This is a genomic window from Pelistega europaea, from assembly GCF_013133775.1.
Taxonomy (GTDB): Bacteria; Pseudomonadota; Gammaproteobacteria; order Burkholderiales; family Burkholderiaceae_B; genus Taylorella; species Taylorella europaea.
The window spans coordinates 237295-259795 of the sequence record NZ_JABGBO010000001.1 but is presented as its reverse complement, the minus strand read 5'-3'; the positions used below and the strand labels follow the sequence as shown (position 1 = coordinate 259795).

Sequence of the window (22501 nt, the reverse complement as noted above, 5' to 3'; positions counted from 1 at the left end):
TCAGTCTCCTTGATTAATAAAAGGCATACTAGAACGGAATATCCTCATCCATGCCAGTAAAATTATCAGCTTCTAGTGACTTAGGGGCATTAGGGCGACTCATTCCAGGGGTTGGGGGATTGACACCTGTTGCTGCTTGTTGTGTAGGAGCATTATGGTTGCCAGAAGCTGCTCGAGATGGTGGAGTACCTTGAGATGCAAAACCACCATCCATAGGCTGACGTGAGGCACCATAACCGCCTGCTGCTGCACCACTAGCTCCATAGCCAGGAGCACCTGCACCATAACCAGCAGTCGCTCCGCTTCCATATTGTGCCATACCCTCATCAGCACTTGCATCACCTGCATTACGGCCACCTAACATTTGCATAGAGTCAGCAATCACTTCAGTGGTATAACGTTCGATGCCATCTTTACCCATATATTTGCGAGTGCGTAAACGCCCCTCAACGTAAATTTGGCTACCTTTTTTAAGATATTGACCCACAACCTCGGCTTGACGGTTATAGAACACTACCCGGTGCCACTCTGTTTCTTCACGGCGAGTACCTGTATTTCTATCATTCCACGCAAAAGTTGTTGCAATACTCACATTGGCCACGGTAAAGCCGTCTGGGTTATAACGGACTTCAGGGTCACGACCAAGATTACCCACTAAAATTACTTTATTGACTGATGCCATGTCGGTTCCTAAATTCAATGATTAAAGTGCATTATACCTGTCATCAGGGTGTATATGCTACTCTTATCAGCTAAAACGGTGGCATTTCCTCCTCATCCATATTCAAGTCTGATGTAGCCTCTGCAGATTCCTGAGATTCTGTAGAGCTAATGGGCTTACCCAACATCTGCATTTGCTCTGCAATCACCTCTGTTGTGTATTGATCTTTACCACTTTTATCTTGCCATTTACGAGTTTTCAAGCGTCCCTCAATGTAAACCTGACTTCCTTTTCGCAAAAAACGCTCTACAATATCACTCAATGCCCCGAAAGTGACCACTCGATGCCACTCTGTTTCCTCTTTGCGTTCACCGGTCTGTTTGTCTGTCCAACCATATGTCGTTGCCAAGCTAAAATTGGCAACCCCTATACCATTTGCGTTATAACGCACTTCAGGGTCACGACCTAAATTCCCAATGAGAATGACTTTATTTACTGATGCCATAGTTGTCTCCTTAAAAAATCGAACCTCATTGTTTCCTAAATTGTGATGTTTGCCTAGCCCCTATGGACAAAAACATCCTATTTTAGTACCTTGTTTTGACTCAACAGCTCCCCCAAAAACAAGGTTTACAGGCGTAAAGCAGGCAATCAAAAAATCTCTAAAACTGCTAACATATCTCTCAAAAAAGAGTTAATTTTGAGTGCCCACATAGCTAGCTGACTTCTATGCTTAGATGAAACAATCACTATCAGTACAAAAAAGGGTTCTCCCTAAAACTTTTAGGCAATATAAGAATTTGCCTTCATACATTGTTTATGCCACATAAGCGATGGCTTTCATACGATAAGCCGCAATGCTACATAACAAGAGCAACAAAGCAGCCATCAAAAATACAAGATGTACGGAAGCATGGCGAGCCAATATCCCACCAACAGCCCCCCCTGTAGCAACCCCAAAGGCTTGGAACATGTTGTAAAGTCCTAATGCCAAGCCTTTATGTTGAGGAGGAGTCACACGCGACACCATAGAAGGAATAAGTGCCTCAAGCACATTAAATAATACAAAAAATACCAACAAAGCAGTAATACTGCCCCAATAAGACTGACTTAATCCCAACCATGCAAGCATCAATACCACTAATACACCAAGACTTATGACAAAACCCGATTTATGATGTTGGCGGGTCTCAATATAAAAGACAGCTGGCACCATTAAAACCAAAGCAACCACAATAACAGGGAGATACACTTTCCACAAGGCGCCCAGTGTTAGCCCTCCTAGCTGAACAAATAATGAGGGCAATACAACAAATAAGGACATCAAGGTAAAATGCAGACAGAATACGCCACCATTTAAACGTAATAAACTATCGTTTTTCAACACCTGTGTGATGGGAACATCCGCCATTGCTTGGTCGTGCATAGGCACTACTGGCACAAAAAATGTTGCCAATAATAAACAGACAAAACCTAATAAACTAATCACCCAAAATAAGCCGCTAAGTCCCACATACTCTACTAATAGAGGTGATAATACTAATGAGGCTGCAAATGATAAACCGATTGACCCCCCTACCATTGCCATAGCCCGTGCCCGCACTTCTGGACGAGTAGAATCAGCAATCCACGCAGTAATTGCAGCAGATACGGCTCCAAACCCTTGAATTGCACGCCCTATTGCTACACCAGTCACAGAATTGGCCAAAGCACATATCACCCCCCCAATAATAAACAGCAACATACCAATAATAATGATGGGACGGCGACCAAACTTATCCGATAGCATACCAAAAGGAATCTGCATAATAGCTTGTGTTAGACCATAAGCACCGATAGCCATACCAACCATTTGTAAATTGTCCCCACCTGATAACTGCTTAGCAGCCTCAGCAAAAACTGGGGTAAGTAAAAACAAACCTAACATCCGTACAGCAAATAGCAAAGCTAGATTAGTACTTACCTTGCGCTCTTGTGATGTCAATGGAATACGACGAGCTTGTTGTTGTGTTGTTGAAGATTGAGCAGAGGAATTAACCATAATTTAATGTTTAGAAATGTGTCTTAAGTGGTTTTGTATTTTACCTTACTTAAAAGGTAAGTTATAGTAATAGGTTATTCAGAATTTTGCTTATTATTTCTATGGCAACTACATCGACCTCTAAAACTGTTATCAAAACAGCCAAAAAATCAGCCAACAAGACAAGCTCCCTAGAGACTGGCATTTCCTTACAAGAAGCCATTCGCATCCGTGGTGCTCGCACACATAACTTAAAGAATATTTCTGTTGATTTACCACGCCATAAACTTGTCGTGCTTACTGGCTTATCAGGTTCTGGTAAGTCATCCCTTGCTTTTGATACTCTCTATGCAGAGGGGCAACGCCGTTATGTAGAAAGTCTTTCTGCCTATGCAAGACAATTTTTACAATTAATGGACAAGCCCGATGTGGATCTTATTGAGGGTTTATCACCGGCCATTGCTATTGAACAAAAAACTGCTGGTCATAACCCTCGATCTACTGTAGGTACTATCACAGAAATTCACGACTATTTACGTTTGTTATATGCACGGATTGGCACTCCTCATTGCCCTATCCATGGGGAGCCATTACAAGCCCAAAGCGTATCACAAATAGTGGATACCATTCTATCCATGCCAGAGGGAACGCGTATTAGTTTATTGGCCCCAGTGGCTAGAGGAAACAAGGGGTCGTTTGAAGATAAATTTGCCCAATTTCAAGCTCAAGGCTTTATTCGTGTAAGAATTGATGGGGAAATGACTGAATTGGATTATGCCCCTACTCTCAATAAAAATGAAAAACACGATATTGATGTAGTCATAGACCGTTTAAAAGTACGCCTAGAAAATAAACAACGTCTGGCCGACAGTATCGAAACTGCTGTGAAATTAAGCAACGGTCGTGTGCTCGTGCTAGATATGGATACAGCACAGGAGATAGCCTATTCAACACACTATGCTTGTCCTGTATGTGGTTATAGTCTTAGTGGATTAGAGCCTCGCCTATTTAGTTTTAATAACCCCGTGGGGGCATGTCAAACTTGTGATGGTCTTGGTGTAACTCAAGTATTTGACCCACATCGTGTCGTTGCTTTCCCAGATTTAAGTCTAGCAAGCGGGGCTATTCAGGGTTGGGACTCACGTAATCGTTTTACTCATGCCACACTCAATAGCCTTGCACTTCATTACGGTTTTGACTTAGAAACCCCCTTTAACCAACTTCCGTCTGAGATTCAGCAATGTTTGCTTTATGGTTCTGGGGATGAAGAGATAAATTTTCTTTATTTAAATGACAAAGGTCAAACTTCATTTAGAAAGCATCCTTTTGAGGGTATTTTGCCAAATCTTGAACGACGTTGGCGTGAAACAGAGGAGCCTCACATCAAAGAAGAGCTCGCTAAATTACGTTCAACAGTGACTTGTCCAAGTTGTCATGGTTCACGCCTAAAAGAAGATGCCCGTAATGTGATGATTGGCGATGATATTCGTCCTAATGATGTCAAAAAAGGCCTAGGCATTTACGAGGTTGAAGCCATGTCATTAGCCGACTGCCTGGCATGGTTTGATCAGTTAAAATTAACTGGGGTCAAGCAAGAAATCGCCGAACGTATTATCCGAGAAATTCAATCTCGGCTACATTTTCTAAATAATGTTGGATTGACTTATTTGTCTTTAGATAGGAGTGCTGATACGATTTCTGGAGGAGAGGCTCAACGCATCCGTCTTGCTTCTCAAATTGGCTCAGGATTAACAGGGGTTATGTATGTACTGGATGAACCTTCTATCGGATTACATCAACGTGATAACGATCGCTTAATTCAGACACTACAACATTTACGTAATCTAGGCAATAGCGTCATTGTGGTCGAACATGATGAAGATATGATTCGTGCAGCGGACTGGGTAGTCGATATGGGACCTGGTGCTGGTGAAAACGGGGGGCAAGTTATTGCCCAAGGCACAGCAGAGGACTTAACGCAACAACCTGCCTCTATTACAGGCGAATATTTAAGTGGACGCAAACAAATCACAGCAGGCAAACGACGTGTAGTAACAGAAGAAACGCAATGGTTAAAACTACATGGATGTACTGGAAATAACCTTAAACAAGCCAATTTAGATATTCCTCTTGGCAAACTTGTCTGCATCACGGGAGTATCTGGGTCTGGGAAGTCGACCCTAGTGAATGAGACTCTGGGAGCTATTCTCATGCGGGATTTAAACAAAGGTAATGCAGAACCTGCTCCTTATGAAAGCATTACTGGGGTGGAGTTTCTGGATAAGATGATTAACGTAGACCAAAGCCCTATAGGCCGCACTCCTCGCAGTAACCCTGCTACTTACACTGGACTATTCACTCCTATTCGTGAATTATTCGCCAGTACCCCTGAAGCACGTGCCAGAGGTTATGATGCAGGCCGCTTTTCATTTAATGTCAAAGGTGGTCGCTGTGAAATCTGTCAAGGAGATGGTGTCATTAAGGTAGAAATGCACTTTCTTCCTGATGTGTATGTCCCTTGCGATGTTTGTCATGGAGAACGATATAACCGTGAAACGCTAGATATTCGCTATCGTGGGTATAACATTAGCGAAGTGCTTAATATGACTGTTACACAAGCCCTAGACTATTTCTCAGCCGTACCTGCGATTGCTCGTCGCTTACAAACTTTAGTCGATGTGGGATTGGGTTATATTCGCTTAGGTCAGAGTGCTACAACTTTATCTGGAGGGGAAGCTCAGCGAATTAAGCTGTCTCTAGAATTGTCTAAACGAAGTACTGGCAAAACCTTATATATCCTTGATGAACCTACCACTGGCTTACATTTCGCGGATATTCAGTTGCTGTTAACTGTTGTAAATAAACTGGTGGATGCTGGCAATACCGTCGTCATTATTGAACATAACCTTGATGTGATTAAAACGGCAGATTGGGTGGTTGATTTAGGTCCTGAAGGAGGACAAGGTGGAGGAAAAATTATAGCTACAGGCACACCAGAGACGATATGTCAGGTGCCAGAGAGCGTGACAGGGCAATATCTTGCTCCCCTTCTCCTGCGCTAATTTCCTAGATTAGGCTACTTAATAACCACTGCCAACATCTATACACTAGACGGCAAAAAGATTCTTATGCTCTCGCATTGCAAAACGATCTGTCATACCTGCAATATAGTCAGCGATTGCACGCTGTTGCTCCACTTCATCTTCACGCTGATAATCCGATGGCAACAAGCGTGCGTCATCAAGAAACGCTTTGAACAAATCTCGAATAATCATAGTCGCTTTGCCTGACATCCGCATCACTTTATAATGACGATAAAGATTCTTCATCAAAAAGCGTCTTAACTCTTCCTCTTGTTCTTGAATATCAGGTGAAAAACCAACCAACATTGGAGCGTTATGCACATCTTGTATTGTCTCCACCCCATGTTTCTGAATATTTGCTATCGTCGTCTGTGTCAAATCTACAATAAGCGTATTAATCATACGACGAATTGTCTCTGAAATTACACGACGTCCATGCACATCAGGATAAAGCCACATGACACTTTCGTAATGTTCATTAAAAATCGGCACTTCCCGCATTTGCTCCAAGGTCAATAATCCTGAGCGAATACCATCATCAATATCATGGTTGTTATAAGCAATACCGTCTGCAAAATTCGTAATCTGAGCCTCTAAACTGGGCTGCTGTTTATCCAAGAATCGTTGTGCCACTTCTCCTAGCAAACGTGCATTCCGGGCTGAGCAATGTTTTAAAATGCCTGCTCGTGTTTCAAAACAAAGATTGAGCCCATTAAAGCTTGCATATCGCTCTTCCAGTTCATCCACAATACGCAAGCTCTGCAGATTATGTTCAAAACCTCCTATCTCTGGGGCAAACTCTTGCATACAAGCATTTAATGCATCTTGTCCTGCATGCCCAAAGGGGGTATGCCCCAAATCATGTGCCAAAGCTATCGCCTCTACCAAATCCTCGTTAAGCGACAAATTTCGAGCAATAGCACGCCCAATCTGAGCCACTTCTAGACTGTGAGTTAAACGAGTACGGAATAAATCCCCCTCATGATTCACAAACACCTGTGTCTTGTACTCCAACCGTCGAAATGCTCCACAATGGATAATACGATCTTTATCTCGTTGATAGGGATTACGCTTGGGGTCTTCATCCTCTTTATGTACGCGTCCTTTTGTGGCTTGACTATGACTCGCATAACTGGCTAATGACATCATTTATTTCACCGTTTTACTCAATACCAATCCCAAATCCTCATTAGGCACAGTACGCACAACAGCTTCCCCAATCTTGGGCAATAGCACAAATTTAATCTTGCCTCCTTCGGATTTTTTATCAATCTTCATCAGCTCAATCCATTTATTCGTCCCCAGATTGGGGGCCACAACAGGGCAACCTATTGCAGTGACTAGGTTACGAATACGCTCCACATCTTCACGTGGCAAGCCCAACACCTGGGCAGACAACTCTGCCGCTTGCACCATACCACAACCAACGGCCTCACCATGTAACCATGTGCCATACCCAAGGGCTGTCTCAATTGCATGACCAAAGGTATGTCCTAGATTCAAAATTGCTCGCAGACCAGTCTCTTTTTCATCCTCACTAACTACTTGAGCTTTAAGTTCACATGAGCGATGAATCGCATAGGACAAAGCATCTGGGTCTAAGGCACGAAGTTTTTGCACATTCTCTTCACACCAAGCAAAAAAATCTGCATCTAAAATCATTCCATATTTAATCACTTCAGCAAGCCCTGCTGATATTTCACGCTCAGGTAGAGTTTTTAATACATCGACATCAATATCTACGGCGATAGGCTGATAAAATGCCCCTATCATATTTTTACCCAATGTGTGATTGACGGCTGTCTTGCCTCCCACGGATGAGTCCACCTGTGCTAATAATGTCGTAGGTACTTGGATAAAACGAATACCTCGCATATAGGTTGCAGCAGCATAACCACTAATATCTCCAATTACCCCGCCCCCCAGAGCAACGATAACGGATTTACGATCTACGCCTTTACTCAGTAAAAAAGTGTAAATCGTATTTAAGGTTTCCAAGTTTTTAAAGGCCTCCCCATCAGGCAACTCAAGAACATGCAAGGGTTTGGCCGTCACTGATAGAGAGCGTTTAACAATCTCACCGTATAATGGCATCACCGTGGTATTGCTGATTAACACAATACTGGTTGTATTTTCTGGGATAGAAGTCGCCAGCTGTTGAAGAATACGTGGAGCGATATGAATGGCATAACGACCACCTTCTGTATTAACGTGTACGATACTCATGTAGCCTCCTATAATTCTGTCAATGCCTGTTTTAACCTTTTGACTGCCGATGGAATAGAGCCATCTTTTGTTTCTAAAGTGATATCTGCTAGCATCTCATAAATTGGATGTCGTATTTCTAGCAATTGTGCAATGCGCTCCCGAGGATTTTCTGTTTGTAACAACGGGCGATTAGCATCTTTTGCCACACGTGCATAAAGTTCATCTACCGATGCTTTCAAATAAATTACAATTCCTTGCCGCAATAATGCTCTATTTTCCTCGCGCAAAATAGCACCACCTCCGGTGGCAAGAACAATATTAGGCTGATTTATCGTATCAGACAAGGCTTGTGTCTCTCGTCGCCGGAATCCTTCCTCACCCTCAATATCAAAAATTGTTGGGATTGCCACTCCACTACGGCGTACAATTTCATGATCCAAGTCAACAAAATTTAATCCCATTTCTCGGGCTAATGCCCTCCCTATGGTGGTTTTACCTGCCCCCATCATACCAATCACAATAATTGGACACGAGTTGTTATCAACTTTTTTAACTATTTCTACCATGAAAGCCTTAAAAATCTCTTATACTAAGTGGCATATTAACATTTACAAGAATATTCATCATGAAATCAGCTCAATGATGTAAATTTCGTTGTTCTGCTATTGATATGTTACGATGTTGTTGTCTTATGGACAAAGAAAAAACTCATGACTAAAAAAACTTCTTCAAAAAAATCACAAGGCTCATTTATTGGCCGTTTTATCCTTAAGCCTCTCGTTTTTTTAGCAGGTATCGGTGTATGTATGGCTATGCTTGCTATTCTGTCCATTCGTTTAACATGGTCATCTTTACCTGATCTCAATGCAATGACAGATTATAGACCTCGTTTGCCACTTTATATTTACACTGCCGATAATGCACTGCTTGCAGAATATGGTGATGAACGTCGTAATGTTTTGCACTTACAAGAAATTCCCGAGGTCATGCGTCATGCTATTCTTGCTGCAGAAGATGATAGTTTTTACTCTCATGGTGGTGTAGATTGGATGGGTGTTGCACGTGCAGCTCTTGCCAATATTGTCTCTGGAGCCAAAACGCAAGGGGCTAGTACAATCACCATGCAAGTAGCACGTAATTTCTACTTATCCTCTGAGAAGAAATTCACTCGTAAGTTCTATGAATTATTGCTCACTTACAAAATTGAGCATAACCTTACTAAGGATCAGATTCTAGAGCTATACATGAACCAAATTTATCTAGGGCATCGTTCTTATGGATTTGCCGCTGCTGCTCGCACATATTTTGGAAAACCCTTATCAGAGATTACCTTGGCAGAAGCGGCTGCACTAGCCAGCATTCCTAAATCCCCCTCTCGAACCAATCCACGTACCAATCTTAAAGCCACCTTGATACGTCAACACTATGTACTTAACCGCATGTTGGAGTTAAAGTACATTACAAAAGAACAATACGATCAAGCCATAGCTGAAAAACTTGTCGTTCGAAATAGTCAATCTATCGATGATTCTGAAAAAGTAGCCCGTAATGGCCAATATATCGCTGAATTGGCTCGCCAACTAATGTACACCCAATATGGTAATGGTCTTTATAGTCGTGGACTAAAAGTCTACACCACTGTAAATTCAGCGGATCAGCAGGCAGCTTATCGTGCAGTCCGTGAAGGATTATTAACCTATACTCGACGTAAGCCTTATACTGGTCCAGCAGCGCAGCTAGACTTACCAGCTAATATTGAAAACAATCCTGAAGCAATGGATGACATTATTCAAGAGGTTCATGAAAAGTATCCTGATAGTGATGATATTTTATCCGCTGTGGTATTGTCAGCAGACAAGAACAAAGTGGTCGTGATGCGTGATATTGACAATGTAATTGAATTAACTGGCGTGTCTCTTAACAACGCCAAACGTTCTTTAGCAGACAATGTTAGTCCTACTCGCAAAATTCGCCGTGGTTCAGTTGTCTATATTGAGCAATTAGTAGACAGCAAAAAACAACCTTATTGGAGTATTATTAATCTACCTATTGTACAAGCCGCATTGGTGGCACTTGACCCTCAAGACGGGGCAATTAAAGCTATGATGGGTGGGTTTGATTTCAACTTTGGGGATTTTAATAGAGCAACCCAAGCATGGCGTCAACCAGGATCCACTTTCAAACCTTTCATCTATGCTGCTAGCTTGGAGCGTGGTGTGACACCTGAAACCGTTGTCTCTGATCAACCGTTTGTGTTAGATGCGAGCAAGACAGGTAGCAAGCCTTGGACACCCAAGAACTATGGTAATAGCTATACTGTTAGCCAAACAGTTCGTCAAGGGTTATACAAATCCAAGAATATGGTCTCTATTCGTGTCCTTGAAACGGTAGGATCCGACTATGCGGCCAACTTCATTCAACGCCTCGGTTTTGATATGAGCCGTCAGCCACCCAAAGGGGCTTATCTCACAATGGCATTAGGGACTGGTAGTGTAACCCCTCTTCAGATGGCAACAGCCTACGCAGTATTTGCCAATGGAGGCTATCGTGTAAATCCATACCTAATCGACCATGTAGATGATATTAATGTCCAAAATGGCAATGTCATCACTATTATGAAGACTAATCCTCAGCGTGCTGGTGATGAGAAAAACCGTGTAATAGATCCTCGCACAGCCTATGTGATAAATGATTTACTCCGTGGAGTTGCCCGCTTTGGTACTGCTGCACGTGCTTCTGCTACATTAAAACGCACAGATTTAGCAGGCAAGACAGGTACAACCAACAAAGCAGTAGACGCATGGTTTGCTGGTTATACACCTAAGTTAGTCGCTGTCACTTGGCTGGGATTTGACCGACCTACATCATTAGGTGACCGAGAAACTGGTGGTGGTGCAGCACTTCCTATTTGGATTGATTTTATGTCCCAAGCTCTTAAAAATATCCCTGTGGCAACTCCAGGCAAGATGCCCAAAGGGCTAAGCAAGATAGGGGATAACTTCTACTTTGACGAATTCCCTCCTGGTAAAGCCATTACCTCTATTGGATTGCGTAATAGTTCTATTGACCCCAATATGCCAGTGGGTACACCTATCCCTATTGGACAGCCTGGAGGTGCAGCTAAACCTGCATCAGGTGACTCCATTGGAAATCTTATTCAATCTATGAATGGTGGGCAACAAGTCAATTTTTAGTGAGGTAATATCTAATCCTCACACTAAGCCAAACTTTACATGAAGACCCCAGCAAAAGGGATCATGAGGTAATAGCCATCTACGGCTATTCCTTGTGTGGGATTGGGGGATAGCTCTCTTGCACGACATGGGTTTAGCCCTATGTCATGCAAGAGATTTTTTCCAGAAAAGTCTATACCATCTTCTCTAAAGCATAAAGCTGCTCAACGGTCTCTCGCTCCCGAATCAGATGTGCCTGAGCCCCATCAACCAATACCTCAGCTGCTCGTGGACGGGTATTATATTGACTGGACATCGTAAAACCATAAGCCCCAGCCGATTCGATAGCAAGATAATCACCTGCTTTAATCGCTAATTCTCGTTGTTTTGCCAACCAGTCCCCACTTTCACAAATAGGACCCACAATATCATACAAAGCAGTTGCTTCACTAGAAACTTGTACTGGCAACACCCCATGATAGGCGTCGTATAGCGTTGGGCGAATAAGGTCATTCATCGCTGCATCCACAATCGCAAAGTTACGAGCCTCAGTTGGTTTAACAAATTGAACTTGAGTAAGTAATATGCCTGCGTTACCCACAAGTGAACGTCCGGGTTCCATAACCAACTCTAAATCCCCAAATCCTGCTGCATCAAACTTCGTCTTTACTAACTGTGCAAGAATGATAGGGTCAGGAACAATCTCATCAGTATAGCGAATGCCTAGCCCCCCTCCAATATCAATATGATGTAATGCTATACCCTCGATCTTTAATTGATTTAAGAGATGGATTAGACGGTCTGCTGCATCACCATAAGACGAGATGTCAGTGATTTGTGACCCAATATGGCAATCCACACCCACAACCTCGATATTTGGTAGGCTATATGCTTGTTTAAAAATATCTCTAGCAAGACTAATATCAATACCAAATTTATTTTCACGCAACCCCGTAGAGATATAAGGATGGGTCTTGGCATCCACATCAGGATTGACTCGCAAAGAAATTGGTGCTGTTTTGCCAAGTCGCTGTGCAATCATGGAAATCGCTGTTAATTCGGGAATAGACTCCACATTAAAGCATTTAATCCCTGCATTTAATGCCGCTTCAATTTCCCACGCCTGCTTACCCACTCCAGAAAAAATAATTTTTCTAGGATTAGCTCCTGCCTTTAGAGCCCGCATTAGCTCTCCACCAGACACTAAATCAAAGCCTGCCCCTAGCTTGGCAAACGTATTCAATATAGCCAAATTGGAGTTGGCTTTAATAGCATAGCAAACCAATACGTTTTTATAGTGATCAATTACTTCCTGATAAGCCTGCCAATAGGTAGTAAGTGCTGCTTTGGAATAAAGATATAAGGGGGTTCCAAATTGTTGTGCTAACTCACTCACGGCACAACCTTCAATAAACAACTGTCCATCTTGATAATGGAAGAAAGGGCTACCTACGGGTGTGGGTAAATGCATCATAATTCAAATAGAGCGGTAAAATAATACAAATAAAAGCCAAGCGATATAATCTCTCGGCTCAAAGTTTAACTGGAACATCATAACATGCCATGCCACTAATGACTAGCACAGATCCTTAAGGGGTGCAGTAAAGCCTTAAGGCTGCATAGCCTCTGAAGATTCTGGCTTGACCTGTTTAGTAGATGGAGCATTTTCTTGTTCAGACTGTTGAACAGTAATAGCAGGTTTCTGCTTGGCTGCCTCTTGCCGTGCTTTGATACGAGCAGCTTTAGCATCTAACTCTTGCTGTTGTTCTGGCGTGGGCAGATAAACAGGAGCTTTGTAACCACAAGCGCTCATGCCCACACTAGCTAAAATGAGCGTTACAATAGGCTTTTTAGGCAGCATGATATTGACCAGTTCCTATATTTACATATTCAAAGGGTTTTATTATGACAGAAACAGAATTTCTTGTCCAAGCAGATGCGGTGTTACGCCATGTTCAAGAAGCAGCAGACAACTGGTTTGAAAAGTTGGATGTTGATGTCGATGTGAATCGCGAAGGTTACGTGGTGACCTTAATCTTTAATGCAAAAAGCCATGTTGTGGTCAACGCACAGACACCTTTACAAGAAATGTGGTTAGCAGCCCCTAGTGGTGCATTTCATTATCGTTTTGTTGATGGACAGTGGGTCAATACCCGCGAAAATGCTCCTACACTCAATGAGCAAATTAGCATAGTTTGTTCGGTATTAGCTGGGCAGACACTCTCCCTATAGCCAAGCATCTTAAAACCACAAGGTAGAGCCTGAGCCACTGCCCTTTCACGACAGTGGCAGCAAATCAGCATGCACAGGCCCTTGACTTAATCAGTACTTCACTGGCTATACTGCAAAACTACTTCATTGAGCCTGTTTTAAGGTACTTATCATGCCAGCTAAGTGCCTCTGACAGGATATGGGGAGTATGTTGAGCTCCATGCTGCTGAGCACGTGTGAAATAATCTCGCAACTTTTCTTTATAGTCAGGGTGAGCACAATTTTCAATAATTTTCTCTGCTCGCTGACGAGGTGACAATCCCCGTAAATCTGCTAGACCTTGTTCAGTCACAATAATTTGCACATCATGCTCAGTATGGTCTACATGAGATACCATTGGCACAATAGCCGACACATCACCATCCTTAGCAATGGAAGGACGCACAAAGAATGATAAGAAGCTATTACGAGCAAAGTCACCTGAACCACCAATACCATTCATGATAGCGCTGCCCATGATATGAGTAGAGTTCACATTACCGTAAATGTCAGCCTCAATCATCCCATTAATCGCAATAGTGCCTAGACGACGGATAACCTCAGGATGGTTACTGATTTCCTGCGTACGTAGAATAATACGTTCACGATAGAAATCAATATTGGCATTCAGTTCTTCCACGCCCTCTGGACTCAAAGACAAAGAGGTTGCCGATACCATCTTGAGCTTACCTGACTTAATCAAACCCAACATACCATCTTGAATCACCTCAGTATAAGCTGTAAGGTTATCAAAGTCGCCATGCTCAAGGCCAGAAATTACAGCATTGGATACATCACCCACACCAGATTGTAGAGGTAGTAAATTAGGAGGTAATACGCCCTTACGTACTTCTTCCTTGAGGAAGTTTAGGATATGTGTTGCAATTTTCTTAGATACTTCATCTGGTTCACTGAAACGATTAACACGATCCTTATCATATGTCTCTACAACTGCAATAATTTTCTCTGGAGGACAGTGATAATAAGGTGTACCAATACGATCATCTGGTTCATTAATCAAGACAGGTTTGCGATGCGGTGGTAATGCCGTACCATAGTAAATATCATGCATCCCCTCTAGCTTCTCACTTAGGGCGTAGTTCACCTCAATAATCACTTGGTCTGCTTGGTCAATCCATGTTTTGTTATTACCAACTGAGGCAGCAGGAATCAAGGTTCCATCTTCACGGATACCTACTACCTCAATCACCGCAATATTCAACTTGCCCAAGAACCCAAACCATGCATACTGTGCCACATGAGATAAGTGAATATCCATGTAGTGCATTTGACCAGAATTAATCTTTTGACGACAGGTAGGATCTGACTGATATGGTAGACGCATATTAATACCATCAGCCTCTGCCAGCACACCATCTAGCTCTGGAGCAGTAGAAGCTCCTGTCCATACATTAATTTTAAAAGGTTTCCCCTTTGCATGCTCTTCAAGAATGCGTTTAGCTAATGCAGCAGGGACACGTTTTGGATAACCCGATCCAGTAAAACCACTCATCCCAACAGTCACACCAGAAGGAATAAGTGCTGCTGCCTCTTCAGGTGACATCACTTTATCAAGAAGTGCTTTACATTTAATACGGGAAAGTGACTCAAAGTTGTCTGCCATAAATGCCTCTTTTATTATTCATCATCTGAAAGTGTATTCTCTCCAAAAAGAATACTTTCTTTCTAACAAAAATTTCTACCGTATTATAAGGCAAGACACAAGAGAAATGTCATTTATGTGACTATTTGTGAGGTCTTTATAAGGGGATTTTTCATTTTGCAACGCACAAAAAACACCTAATTTTGCACTAGCAAATTGTTATATCAGCAGCCTTTCATTAGATGTTTTTTGTAAATCATTAAAGCATATATAAATGAAAAGTTTACTGGATAGCACTAATACGATTTCGTTGAAAATACAATAAAATCAGTCCTGGTATAGCAATAACTACCGTCATCAAGAAAAATACTGGCCAGCCTACTGCCTCCACAATATAGGGAGAGATTGGTCCTGCCACAAAAGTGCTACCAATCCCTGCTAAGGCGGTCAAAAGCGCATATTGCGTCGCAGTATATTTAATATTACACAATCCCATTAATAAAGCGACAAATGTCGCTGTACCCATTCCTCCGCAAATATTTTCGGTGCCAATAGCCAACACCATCACAGGTAAACTCTCAGGAACAACAGCGACTAGCCAATAGCCTAAATTAGAGACTCCTTGTAAAATACCAAATAACATAAGTGATCGATAAAGTCCTAATTTAGTCATTAAAGCACCACCAAACAAGGCTCCCACAATAGTGGATATAACACCGAGAGTCTTGTTGGCCCAAGCCACTGTTTCTGCAGAAAATCCAGCCCCGCGAATCAGGAAAGTAGACGACAAGGCACTGGCAAAAGCATCTCCTAACTTATAAAGGACAATAAGTAGCAAAATCGTCCATGCTTCAGGGCGAGAGAAAAATTCCTTAAAAGGCAAAAGAAAAGCCTCTTCTAAACTGCGAGGCGCCTGAACCTCTTGAGGCTCAGGAGATAAAATACTGATAAAGGCAAAGATAAACATCAAGCCTCCCATCACCATGTACATACCTCCCCAACCAAACCAGCGCTCTGCCATTGTTACCGCCAATCCACCAGAAATAATCATAGCGATGCGATAACCTAAAGTGCGAATCGCTGAGCCTGCAGCACGCTCATCACTATTAAGCAATTCAGTACTATACGCATCAAAAGCAATGTCTTGGGTAGCAGAAAGAAACGCCAGCAACACGGCTAAACCCGCAAGAATCACATAATCTTGAGAGGGTTTAAACATGCCCATTACAATCATGGTGAGGCCTAGCAATATCTGGGAGATGACCATCCAACTACGTCGACGCCCCAAAAAGGGAGGGGCATAGCGATCAACAAATGGTGCCCACAAAAATTTAAACCGATATGCCATGCCAACGAGTGTTAAAAAGCCAATACTTTTAAGGTCAACATTTTCCACCGTCGCCCATGTCTGCAATGTCCCACCTGTCAACGCCAACGGCAAGCCACTTGCCATGCCTAGCACCAGTAACGGCAACACACGAGGGCTAAGATACTCTTTAAATAACATAAGAAACTAGTCATTAAGATTGGAAATGGTAAAGTGCTAATGAACTACGCCAGCTAGGAAGAAACGCAATTTCTTTACCCTCTTTAAATGTACAACGCTCTAAGATACTCAATCCCAAACGATTTGCCAAAGCCTCAAAGTCATTAAGTGTACATAAGTGGATATTCGGAGTGTTGTACCACTCATAAGGCATCTGACCAGTAACTGGCATGCGTCCATTAAAAATCGACCACCAATGTGTCCAATGTCCAAAGTTAGGAAAAGAGACTACCCCTCGTTTAGCCACACGAGCCATTTCCTTGAGAATATGTTCAGTATTCAACATAGCTTGTAAAGTTTGGGATAACACAACAACATCAAATTGCTTGTCTGCAAAAAGGGCCAAACCATCTTCTAAGTTTTGCTGAATAACGTTTACTCCCTTGGTCACACAAGCAATAACACAATCGTTGTCAATCTCCACGCCTACCCCATCTACTTGTTTCTGGAGTTGCAAATGTTGCAACAAAGTACCAGTACCACAGCCCAAGTCAAGTACTCGCATACCAGGTTCAACCCATGTAGCAATTCGTTGTAGGTCGGGACGCATTACATTTTGAGCGGGTCTCATGCTACTTCTCCTGTTAGCTGCGATGCAATACGTTCAAAGTAGGCACGCACCACGCTGTGATAAGTTGGATCTGTCAGCAAAAACGCATCATGCCCATGAGGGGCATCAATCTCTGCGTAAGTGACATGATGTTTATTCTTTAATAAGGCTTCTACCAATTCTCGAGAGCGTTCTGGAGGGAAACGCCAATCAGTAGTAAATGATACAGTTAAAAAGTTTGCTTTGACTTGTGCAACAGCACGACTTAAATCTCCATCACCATACTGACGAGCAGGGTCAAAATAATCCAAGGCTCGTGTAATTAACAAGTAGGTATTAGCATCAAAATAATTAGAGAATTTTTCCCCTTGATAACGCAGGTATGACTCTACCTCAAACTCGACGTCATAACCATAGCGATAGCGTCCATCCTCTGCTTTATTGCGACGATCACGCCCGAATTTCTCAGCCATATCATCATCAGATAGATATGTGATATGACCAATCATGCGAGCCACTGATAAACCACGTTTAGGCACAACACCATATTCATAGTAGTTGCCATCATGGAAGTCGGGATCTGTAATAACAGCTCGACGAGCTACTTCATTAAAAGCGATATTTTGAGCCGATAGTCCAGGAGTACTAGCAATCACAATGCAATTTGCCAAGCGGTCAGGCCATTGGATAGCCCAGCTCAATGCCTGCATCCCTCCTAAAGACCCCCCCATCACAGCAGCAAACTTCTTGATACCATAGTGGTCAGCAACCCGTGCCTGTGCATTTACCCAATCTTCTACTGTCACAACAGGGAAGCTAGACCCCCAAGGTTTACCTGTATCAGGATTAATGCTCGCAGGACCAGTAGAACCAAAACAAGAGCCGAGATTATTGACTCCAATAACAAAAAATTTATCAGTATCAAGTGGTTTACCAGGACCTACCATATTGTCCCACCAGCCAACCTCATTGGTACCTGCATAAACACCCGCTACATGATGCGAAGCATTTAGTGCATGACAAATGAGAACTGCATTAGAAGCGTCTGCATTCAGTTTGCCATAGGTCTCTATAGCAAGAGTATAACGAGGCAGCACCTGTCCACTTGAAAGGGCGAGTGGCTCGTCAAAGTCCAAATATATCGGCTGAACTACGCCAACAGAAGATTGCGTCATAATATTACTAGAGATAATAATCGGAGGATTTTACCATTTTAAGCTGATAAATCGTAGGCTTTTTAATCACAAATTAGGTTTTCTATCATACAATAAGGCATTCAAATTCAATATGTTTTAAAAGGTGTTAATAGGGTCTTTATACAGTTTTATCAAAGACTATCACCTTTGTATAGGTTAACAGTGGATTAATATGATGTGGTTGTGTAGCAATCAGGCACAACACTCTTTGAGCTATAACAATGACATAATATTGTGCTAGCTTGAGTAGTTATTCTGGCACATCAGATTCCTAACACCTTGCGTTGCTTTCTAAAAAGGACATATCCGTGCCACAATTTTCTCAATTACTCACCCATCGTGCTTTACTTAAGGATATTCGTCGCGGAATTGAACGCGAAGCACTTCGCTTAGATGACTCACTGCAATTCGCCCATGATGCACACCCTCATGTACTAGGGTCTGCATTGACACATCCAAACATTACCACAGATTATTCTGAATCCTTAATAGAGCTTATTACTGACCCACATACCTCAGTACCTGCCCTATTTAAACAACTACAAGAAGTACACGCATTTACGCTCCAACAACTTCCTGAACAAAGTCTCTGGAGCCAATCCATGCCCTGCGAGTTGCCTGCTGAAGCGGACATCCCTATTGCTGAATATGGTAAATCTAACTCTGGTAAGTTGCGCCATATCTACCGTGAAGGGTTAGCTGTACGCTATGGCAAGAAAATGCAATGTATTGCTGGGTTACACTACAACTTTTCCTTGCCTGATGCTTTATGGCAAGCATTACCTTTTGCTGGAAATACGCCTAAAGAGCGCCAAAACAACGGTTATATGGCGTTGATTCGTAATTTCAAACGCTACTCATGGTTATTAATGTACTTATTTGGTGCCTCTCCAGCTGTTAATGCTAGTTTTCTAGATGATAAGCAAAAGGCATTGCTAAAGCCCTTGGTTCATTGTGGAGCCAACATGACAACTGGTATGATGCCTAATAAAGCAGTCACATCTGAAAGGGCGGCGACCATTGACGAACACAGTGACATGGCATCCACTGCTAATACCTACTACCAACCATGGGCAACCAGCCTACGCATGAGTGATTTAGGCTATCACAACGATGCACAGTCCAATTTAAAGTCCTGCTTTAATGATTTGGAATCGTTCGCCAAACAGATTTATACAGCAGTGACCACATCATGGCCTGCTTATGAGAAAATCGGCACCCAAAAAGATGGCAAGTGGATTCAACTCAATACTAATATTCTCCAGATTGAAAACGAGTTCTATGCCACCATCCGCCCCAAACGTAGTCATGGGCGTTGTGAGCGTCCAGTCACTGCACTCATGAAAAATGGGATTCAATATATTGAGGTACGTTGTATTGATATTGACCCCTTTGCCCCACTTGGGATTACCCCTACCACCTGCTATTTTCTTGACTCATTCTTATTATTCTGCGCAATCCATGATAGCCCACTATTTGCTCATGGAGGAGAATGCCCTATCAGTGAGGCTAATTTTAACGCTGTTGTTAACAATGGCCTTAACCCTGAGTTAGTATTACAAAACGACAAAGGGAATGTCTTAATGACTCAATGGGGATTAGAACTTATTGAGCAAATCCGCCCTTATGCTGAATTACTCGCAGCAGAAACAAATGATGACGGCTACTTATCAGCCCTAGCACAGCAGCAGGCAAAACTACAAGAAAGTACACTTTGCCCATCCCATCGTGTTATTAAGGCACTACAAGAAACAGGGACTGACTTTAATGCTTATTTCCAGCAAATTAGCACTCAAAATGCCCAGAAAATTCGTGAGTACACATTGAGTTCTGAAACAACGCGTGCTTTTGAACAACAAAGCGTCGATAGTTTTATCAAACAAGCAGCGATTGAGGCTGCTGATAGCATAAGTTTTGAAGAGTATCTACAATGTTTCACAAAGGCGTTGACTTTACATCCTGAATGTTAATACCTTGCAAATTGATATAGGTTGGCATCACTCTTGAACAATGAGATTTGCAACTATGCTGACCAGTCTATGTTTTACCTAGTAAAAAAATAGTCCTGCTCGTAATACACTAGCAGGACTTATTTTATAAGCAGAGGGCAAAATCGGTTGCCCATGGAGCAAATGCTATGGTGTGCTATAGAAGCTCTCATCCAGCCACAGCACACAATATAGCTTAATTACTTCGCTGCTTCATCCTTGGGCTCTTCAAAGCTACCGCCAGATGAGTTCATCATGAACACAGCAGCACGCTTAACTTCTAAGTCACTAAGACCTGGGTCACCACCTTTGGCAGGCATACCATTAAGACCATGAAGAGCATGATTAAAGATAGTATCTTCGCCTTGAGCAATACGAGGAGCCCATGCACCATTGTCACCTTTCTTGGGAGCACCAGCAAGGCCAGCCTCATGACAGGTCATACAGACTTTTTTATACACTTCCTCGCCAGTAAGAGGGCCTTTTTTCTCGCCACCAAGCACCAAAGCAGGTGCACCAGTATTGTATAAAGCGACTGGAGCAATACGTTCGTCTGTCGCTTCTGCTGTCAGTTGTGCAGGATCGGAACCATTAGAACTAAAAGTATGCACCAAAGCAATAATTGCAAATACAGGAACGAGTAAAGCAACGACCAATTTAGTTAAAGCTTGGCATGGTTTGTTAGCGCTCATAAAAAATCCTAATTAAATAAGAAAATAATAGAGAATGCTGGCATTATAACTTTACTCAAGGTGATAGGTAAGCTCTCTTGAGTATATCCTTAAAAAATAGCCTAATTTTTAGTGAAAAGGGGGCAAGTTTGTTGCATCAGTGGCACATTCTTGATACATTAGAGCCTCTTCTCTCCGTAGTTCAATGGATAGAATAAGAGTTTCCGAAGCTCTTGATACAGGTTCGATTCCTGTCGGAGAGGCCACCAGTCTTATTTTTGCCCAACCCAAAATTATCCCTCGGTATGGAGCTTTCAATCTTTGGGAGGGTGTTAGACATCCCCCTTACCAACTATCCCTTCACTCGTATCACACCTGCATTTCTTACGGCACGTGCCGCAACTGGCAACTCACCTGCTAGCATACCAATCTCACCACCATGTAAATCGCGTAGATAGTCTGCAGCAGCACCATGTAACCATACCCCTGCACGTGTTGCCTGCCATGCCGAGATACCTTGAGCAAGCAAAGCACCGATAATACCGCTTAATACATCTCCACTACCACCAGTTGATAATCCTGGGTTACCGCTATTATTTTGATAAACGGCAGCACCATCTGCCACCAAAGTTTGATAACCTTTGAGTACAGCAATACCACCATATTGATCAGATAAAGCACTCACAGCTGTTTTTCTATCTGCTGCAACCAATTCCGTACTCACATGAAGCAATCGTGCAGCCTCTGCAGCGTGAGGCGTGATGATGATAGAGGGACATTGTCTAGCCAATGCTGCCAAATCTTCATGTAAAGATAATAGCGTTAACGCATCGGCATCTAATAACATGGGAACATTATGCTCAGCACGTTCGATACCTAACAACAAAATACGACGCAATAACTCAGCAGAGCTATCAGACAAGCCAAAACCACACCCAATTACCCATGCATCAATATCTTTACGCTGCATCAATTCTTTGGCAGTAGCAAGCAGAATTTCAGGTTGTCCAGGAATAATAGGCATAGGCAGACTATCTTGATTAAAACCTACCCACACCTTACCTGCCCCCATATAAGCTGCAGCAGTTCCAGCAAGTACAGCTGCTCCACTCATGCCTGACGCACCACCAATCACCCCTAAGGAACCAAATGTACCTTTATGACTATCTACAGGGCGTGCTTTAAATACATCAGGGAATAATGCTCTCACTTCAGCAGAAACTTGTAAATTTGGATTACTCATTCTTTTTCTCCTAACAACTTTATACATTGATTCTACTATTGTAATGCCTACCGCCTTTTCTTTAATGAATTTCCGTCGTTTTTTATCGTCTTTGTTTATCACCATCCTACCCACTTTAACTCTCGCCCCTTAAAAAACAATCAGCTTCCCTTGGTGACGAATACTGCCTGCCCCTCATCCTCCACCATAAACAACAAGTTTTACAAAGTACTCGGACAAATGGCCGTTTCTATTTTGTGAACACAAATGGATTGCCAGCATGCAACAAATCCCCTTTCTGAGACAATCATTCACAAATTGATGCACTGC

The 22501-nt window shown here is 42.5% G+C and carries 18 protein-coding genes and 1 tRNA gene; 5 read left to right on the top strand and 14 right to left on the bottom strand.

The genetic code is table 11. The features are described 5' to 3' along the window. Positions 1-28: 28 nt before the first annotated feature. The 3 genes from ssb (HKX40_RS01145) to HKX40_RS01135 all read right to left on the bottom strand — a co-directional run bounded on the left by ssb (HKX40_RS01145) (position 29) and on the right by HKX40_RS01135 (position 2702). A complete protein-coding gene (ssb, locus tag HKX40_RS01145; RefSeq protein ID WP_171587725.1) occupies positions 29-682 on the bottom strand; it encodes a single-stranded DNA-binding protein in 654 nt (217 codons plus the stop codon). Between the two features lie 70 nt (positions 683-752). Then, positions 753-1166: a single-stranded DNA-binding protein gene (gene ssb, locus HKX40_RS01140; protein WP_171587724.1), complete on the bottom strand. Its 414-nt coding sequence runs from the start codon at positions 1164-1166 to the stop codon at positions 753-755. Positions 1167-1478: 312 nt separating this feature from the next. Beyond that, positions 1479-2702, bottom strand: coding sequence for an MFS transporter (locus HKX40_RS01135; protein ID WP_171587723.1), 1224 nt, complete (start codon positions 2700-2702; stop codon positions 1479-1481). A 101-nt stretch (positions 2703-2803) separates the two neighbouring features. On the opposite strand from HKX40_RS01135, the gene uvrA reads away from it, so the two are divergent. After that, positions 2804-5743, top strand: coding sequence for an excinuclease ABC subunit UvrA (gene uvrA, locus HKX40_RS01130; RefSeq protein ID WP_171587722.1), 2940 nt, complete (start codon positions 2804-2806; stop codon positions 5741-5743). Between the two features lie 45 nt (positions 5744-5788). Here uvrA and HKX40_RS01125 read toward each other — a convergent pair whose 3' ends face one another. The 3 genes from HKX40_RS01125 to HKX40_RS01115 are packed head-to-tail and all read right to left on the bottom strand — an operon-like array spanning position 5789 to position 8538. Beyond that, positions 5789-6913 (bottom strand): deoxyguanosinetriphosphate triphosphohydrolase, encoded by a 1125-nt coding sequence (locus tag HKX40_RS01125; protein WP_171587721.1) that lies wholly within the window; start codon positions 6911-6913, stop codon positions 5789-5791. Beyond that, positions 6914-7990, bottom strand: a complete 1077-nt coding sequence (aroB, locus tag HKX40_RS01120; protein ID WP_171587720.1) for a 3-dehydroquinate synthase — start codon at positions 7988-7990, stop codon at positions 6914-6916. It lies immediately after the preceding gene. A gap of 8 nt (positions 7991-7998) precedes the next feature. Beyond that, positions 7999-8538, bottom strand: a complete 540-nt coding sequence (locus HKX40_RS01115; RefSeq protein ID WP_246233498.1) for a shikimate kinase — start codon at positions 8536-8538, stop codon at positions 7999-8001. 144 nt (positions 8539-8682) lie between these two features. On the opposite strand from HKX40_RS01115, the gene HKX40_RS01110 reads away from it, so the two are divergent. Beyond that, on the top strand, positions 8683-11166 hold the full coding sequence (locus HKX40_RS01110) for a penicillin-binding protein 1A (RefSeq protein WP_171587719.1): 2484 nt from the start codon (positions 8683-8685) through the stop codon (positions 11164-11166). A 172-nt stretch (positions 11167-11338) separates the two neighbouring features. Here the strand turns inward: HKX40_RS01110 and lysA are convergent, their stop codons facing one another. Both lysA and HKX40_RS01100 read right to left on the bottom strand, forming a co-directional pair. After that, entirely contained in the window at positions 11339-12619 is a 1281-nt protein-coding gene (gene lysA, locus HKX40_RS01105; RefSeq protein WP_171587718.1) for a diaminopimelate decarboxylase, read from the bottom strand. 135 nt (positions 12620-12754) lie between these two features. After that, positions 12755-13006, bottom strand: coding sequence for a lipoprotein (locus HKX40_RS01100; protein WP_171587717.1), 252 nt, complete (start codon positions 13004-13006; stop codon positions 12755-12757). 44 nt (positions 13007-13050) lie between these two features. Here HKX40_RS01100 and cyaY point away from each other — a divergent pair, with 44 nt between their 5' ends. Further along, complete coding sequence (gene cyaY, locus HKX40_RS01095) at positions 13051-13377, top strand: iron donor protein CyaY (protein ID WP_171587716.1); 327 nt, start codon at positions 13051-13053, stop codon at positions 13375-13377. Positions 13378-13495: 118 nt separating this feature from the next. Here the strand turns inward: cyaY and scpC are convergent, their stop codons facing one another. From scpC to metX, 4 genes are all read right to left on the bottom strand, one after another. Next, positions 13496-15019 (bottom strand): succinyl-CoA:acetate CoA-transferase ScpC, encoded by a 1524-nt coding sequence (gene scpC, locus HKX40_RS01090; protein WP_171587715.1) that lies wholly within the window; start codon positions 15017-15019, stop codon positions 13496-13498. A 262-nt stretch (positions 15020-15281) separates the two neighbouring features. After that, the gene (locus HKX40_RS01085) at positions 15282-16505 is read right to left on the bottom strand and encodes an AmpG family muropeptide MFS transporter (protein ID WP_171587714.1); all 1224 of its coding nucleotides are present in this window, start codon (positions 16503-16505) and stop codon (positions 15282-15284) included. A 13-nt stretch (positions 16506-16518) separates the two neighbouring features. Beyond that, on the bottom strand, positions 16519-17115 hold the full coding sequence (metW, locus tag HKX40_RS01080; protein WP_171587713.1) for a methionine biosynthesis protein MetW: 597 nt from the start codon (positions 17113-17115) through the stop codon (positions 16519-16521). After that, a complete protein-coding gene (gene metX, locus HKX40_RS01075; protein WP_171587712.1) occupies positions 17112-18269 on the bottom strand; it encodes a homoserine O-succinyltransferase MetX in 1158 nt (385 codons plus the stop codon). Before metX ends, metW begins: the two co-directional genes overlap by 4 nt. A 329-nt stretch (positions 18270-18598) precedes the next feature. Here metX and HKX40_RS01070 point away from each other — a divergent pair, with 329 nt between their 5' ends. Beyond that, on the top strand, positions 18599-20260 hold the full coding sequence (locus HKX40_RS01070) for a glutamate--cysteine ligase (protein ID WP_171587711.1): 1662 nt from the start codon (positions 18599-18601) through the stop codon (positions 20258-20260). A 218-nt stretch (positions 20261-20478) separates the two neighbouring features. Here the strand turns inward: HKX40_RS01070 and HKX40_RS01065 are convergent, their stop codons facing one another. Next, entirely contained in the window at positions 20479-20970 is a 492-nt protein-coding gene (locus HKX40_RS01065) for a c-type cytochrome (RefSeq protein WP_171587710.1), read from the bottom strand. A 170-nt stretch (positions 20971-21140) separates the two neighbouring features. On the opposite strand from HKX40_RS01065, the gene HKX40_RS01060 reads away from it, so the two are divergent. After that, a tRNA-Arg gene (locus tag HKX40_RS01060) sits at positions 21141-21215 on the top strand. 86 nt (positions 21216-21301) lie between these two features. On the opposite strand, the gene HKX40_RS01055 is transcribed toward HKX40_RS01060, so the two are convergent. Next, a complete protein-coding gene (locus tag HKX40_RS01055) occupies positions 21302-22192 on the bottom strand; it encodes an NAD(P)H-hydrate dehydratase (RefSeq protein WP_171587709.1) in 891 nt (296 codons plus the stop codon). Positions 22193-22501: the final 309 nt, after the last annotated feature.

Excerpts from the sequence above, each read along its gene's own strand:
- HKX40_RS01110 (WP_171587719.1), top strand. The coding sequence starts at position 8,683 with ATGACTAAAAAAACTTCTTCAAAAAAATCACAAGGCTCATTTATTGGC.
- HKX40_RS01065 (WP_171587710.1), bottom strand. The coding sequence starts at position 20,970 with ATGAGCGCTAACAAACCATGCCAAGCTTTAACTAAATTGGTCGTTGCT.
- uvrA (WP_171587722.1), top strand. The coding sequence starts at position 2,804 with ATGGCAACTACATCGACCTCTAAAACTGTTATCAAAACAGCCAAAAAA.
- HKX40_RS01055 (WP_171587709.1), bottom strand. The coding sequence starts at position 22,192 with ATGAGTAATCCAAATTTACAAGTTTCTGCTGAAGTGAGAGCATTATTC.
- HKX40_RS01085 (WP_171587714.1), bottom strand. The coding sequence starts at position 16,505 with ATGTTATTTAAAGAGTATCTTAGCCCTCGTGTGTTGCCGTTACTGGTG.
- HKX40_RS01115 (WP_246233498.1), bottom strand. The coding sequence starts at position 8,538 with ATGGTAGAAATAGTTAAAAAAGTTGATAACAACTCGTGTCCAATTATT.
- cyaY (WP_171587716.1), top strand. The coding sequence starts at position 13,051 with ATGACAGAAACAGAATTTCTTGTCCAAGCAGATGCGGTGTTACGCCAT.
- HKX40_RS01100 (WP_171587717.1), bottom strand. The coding sequence starts at position 13,006 with ATGCTGCCTAAAAAGCCTATTGTAACGCTCATTTTAGCTAGTGTGGGC.
- HKX40_RS01125 (WP_171587721.1), bottom strand. The coding sequence starts at position 6,913 with ATGATGTCATTAGCCAGTTATGCGAGTCATAGTCAAGCCACAAAAGGA.
- scpC (WP_171587715.1), bottom strand. The coding sequence starts at position 15,019 with ATGGCAGACAACTTTGAGTCACTTTCCCGTATTAAATGTAAAGCACTT.
- aroB (WP_171587720.1), bottom strand. The coding sequence starts at position 7,990 with ATGAGTATCGTACACGTTAATACAGAAGGTGGTCGTTATGCCATTCAT.
- HKX40_RS01135 (WP_171587723.1), bottom strand. The coding sequence starts at position 2,702 with ATGGTTAATTCCTCTGCTCAATCTTCAACAACACAACAACAAGCTCGT.
- metX (WP_171587712.1), bottom strand. The coding sequence starts at position 18,269 with ATGACGCAATCTTCTGTTGGCGTAGTTCAGCCGATATATTTGGACTTT.
- ssb (WP_171587724.1), bottom strand. The coding sequence starts at position 1,166 with ATGGCATCAGTAAATAAAGTCATTCTCATTGGGAATTTAGGTCGTGAC.
- metW (WP_171587713.1), bottom strand. The coding sequence starts at position 17,115 with ATGAGACCCGCTCAAAATGTAATGCGTCCCGACCTACAACGAATTGCT.
- ssb (WP_171587725.1), bottom strand. The coding sequence starts at position 682 with ATGGCATCAGTCAATAAAGTAATTTTAGTGGGTAATCTTGGTCGTGAC.
- lysA (WP_171587718.1), bottom strand. The coding sequence starts at position 12,619 with ATGATGCATTTACCCACACCCGTAGGTAGCCCTTTCTTCCATTATCAA.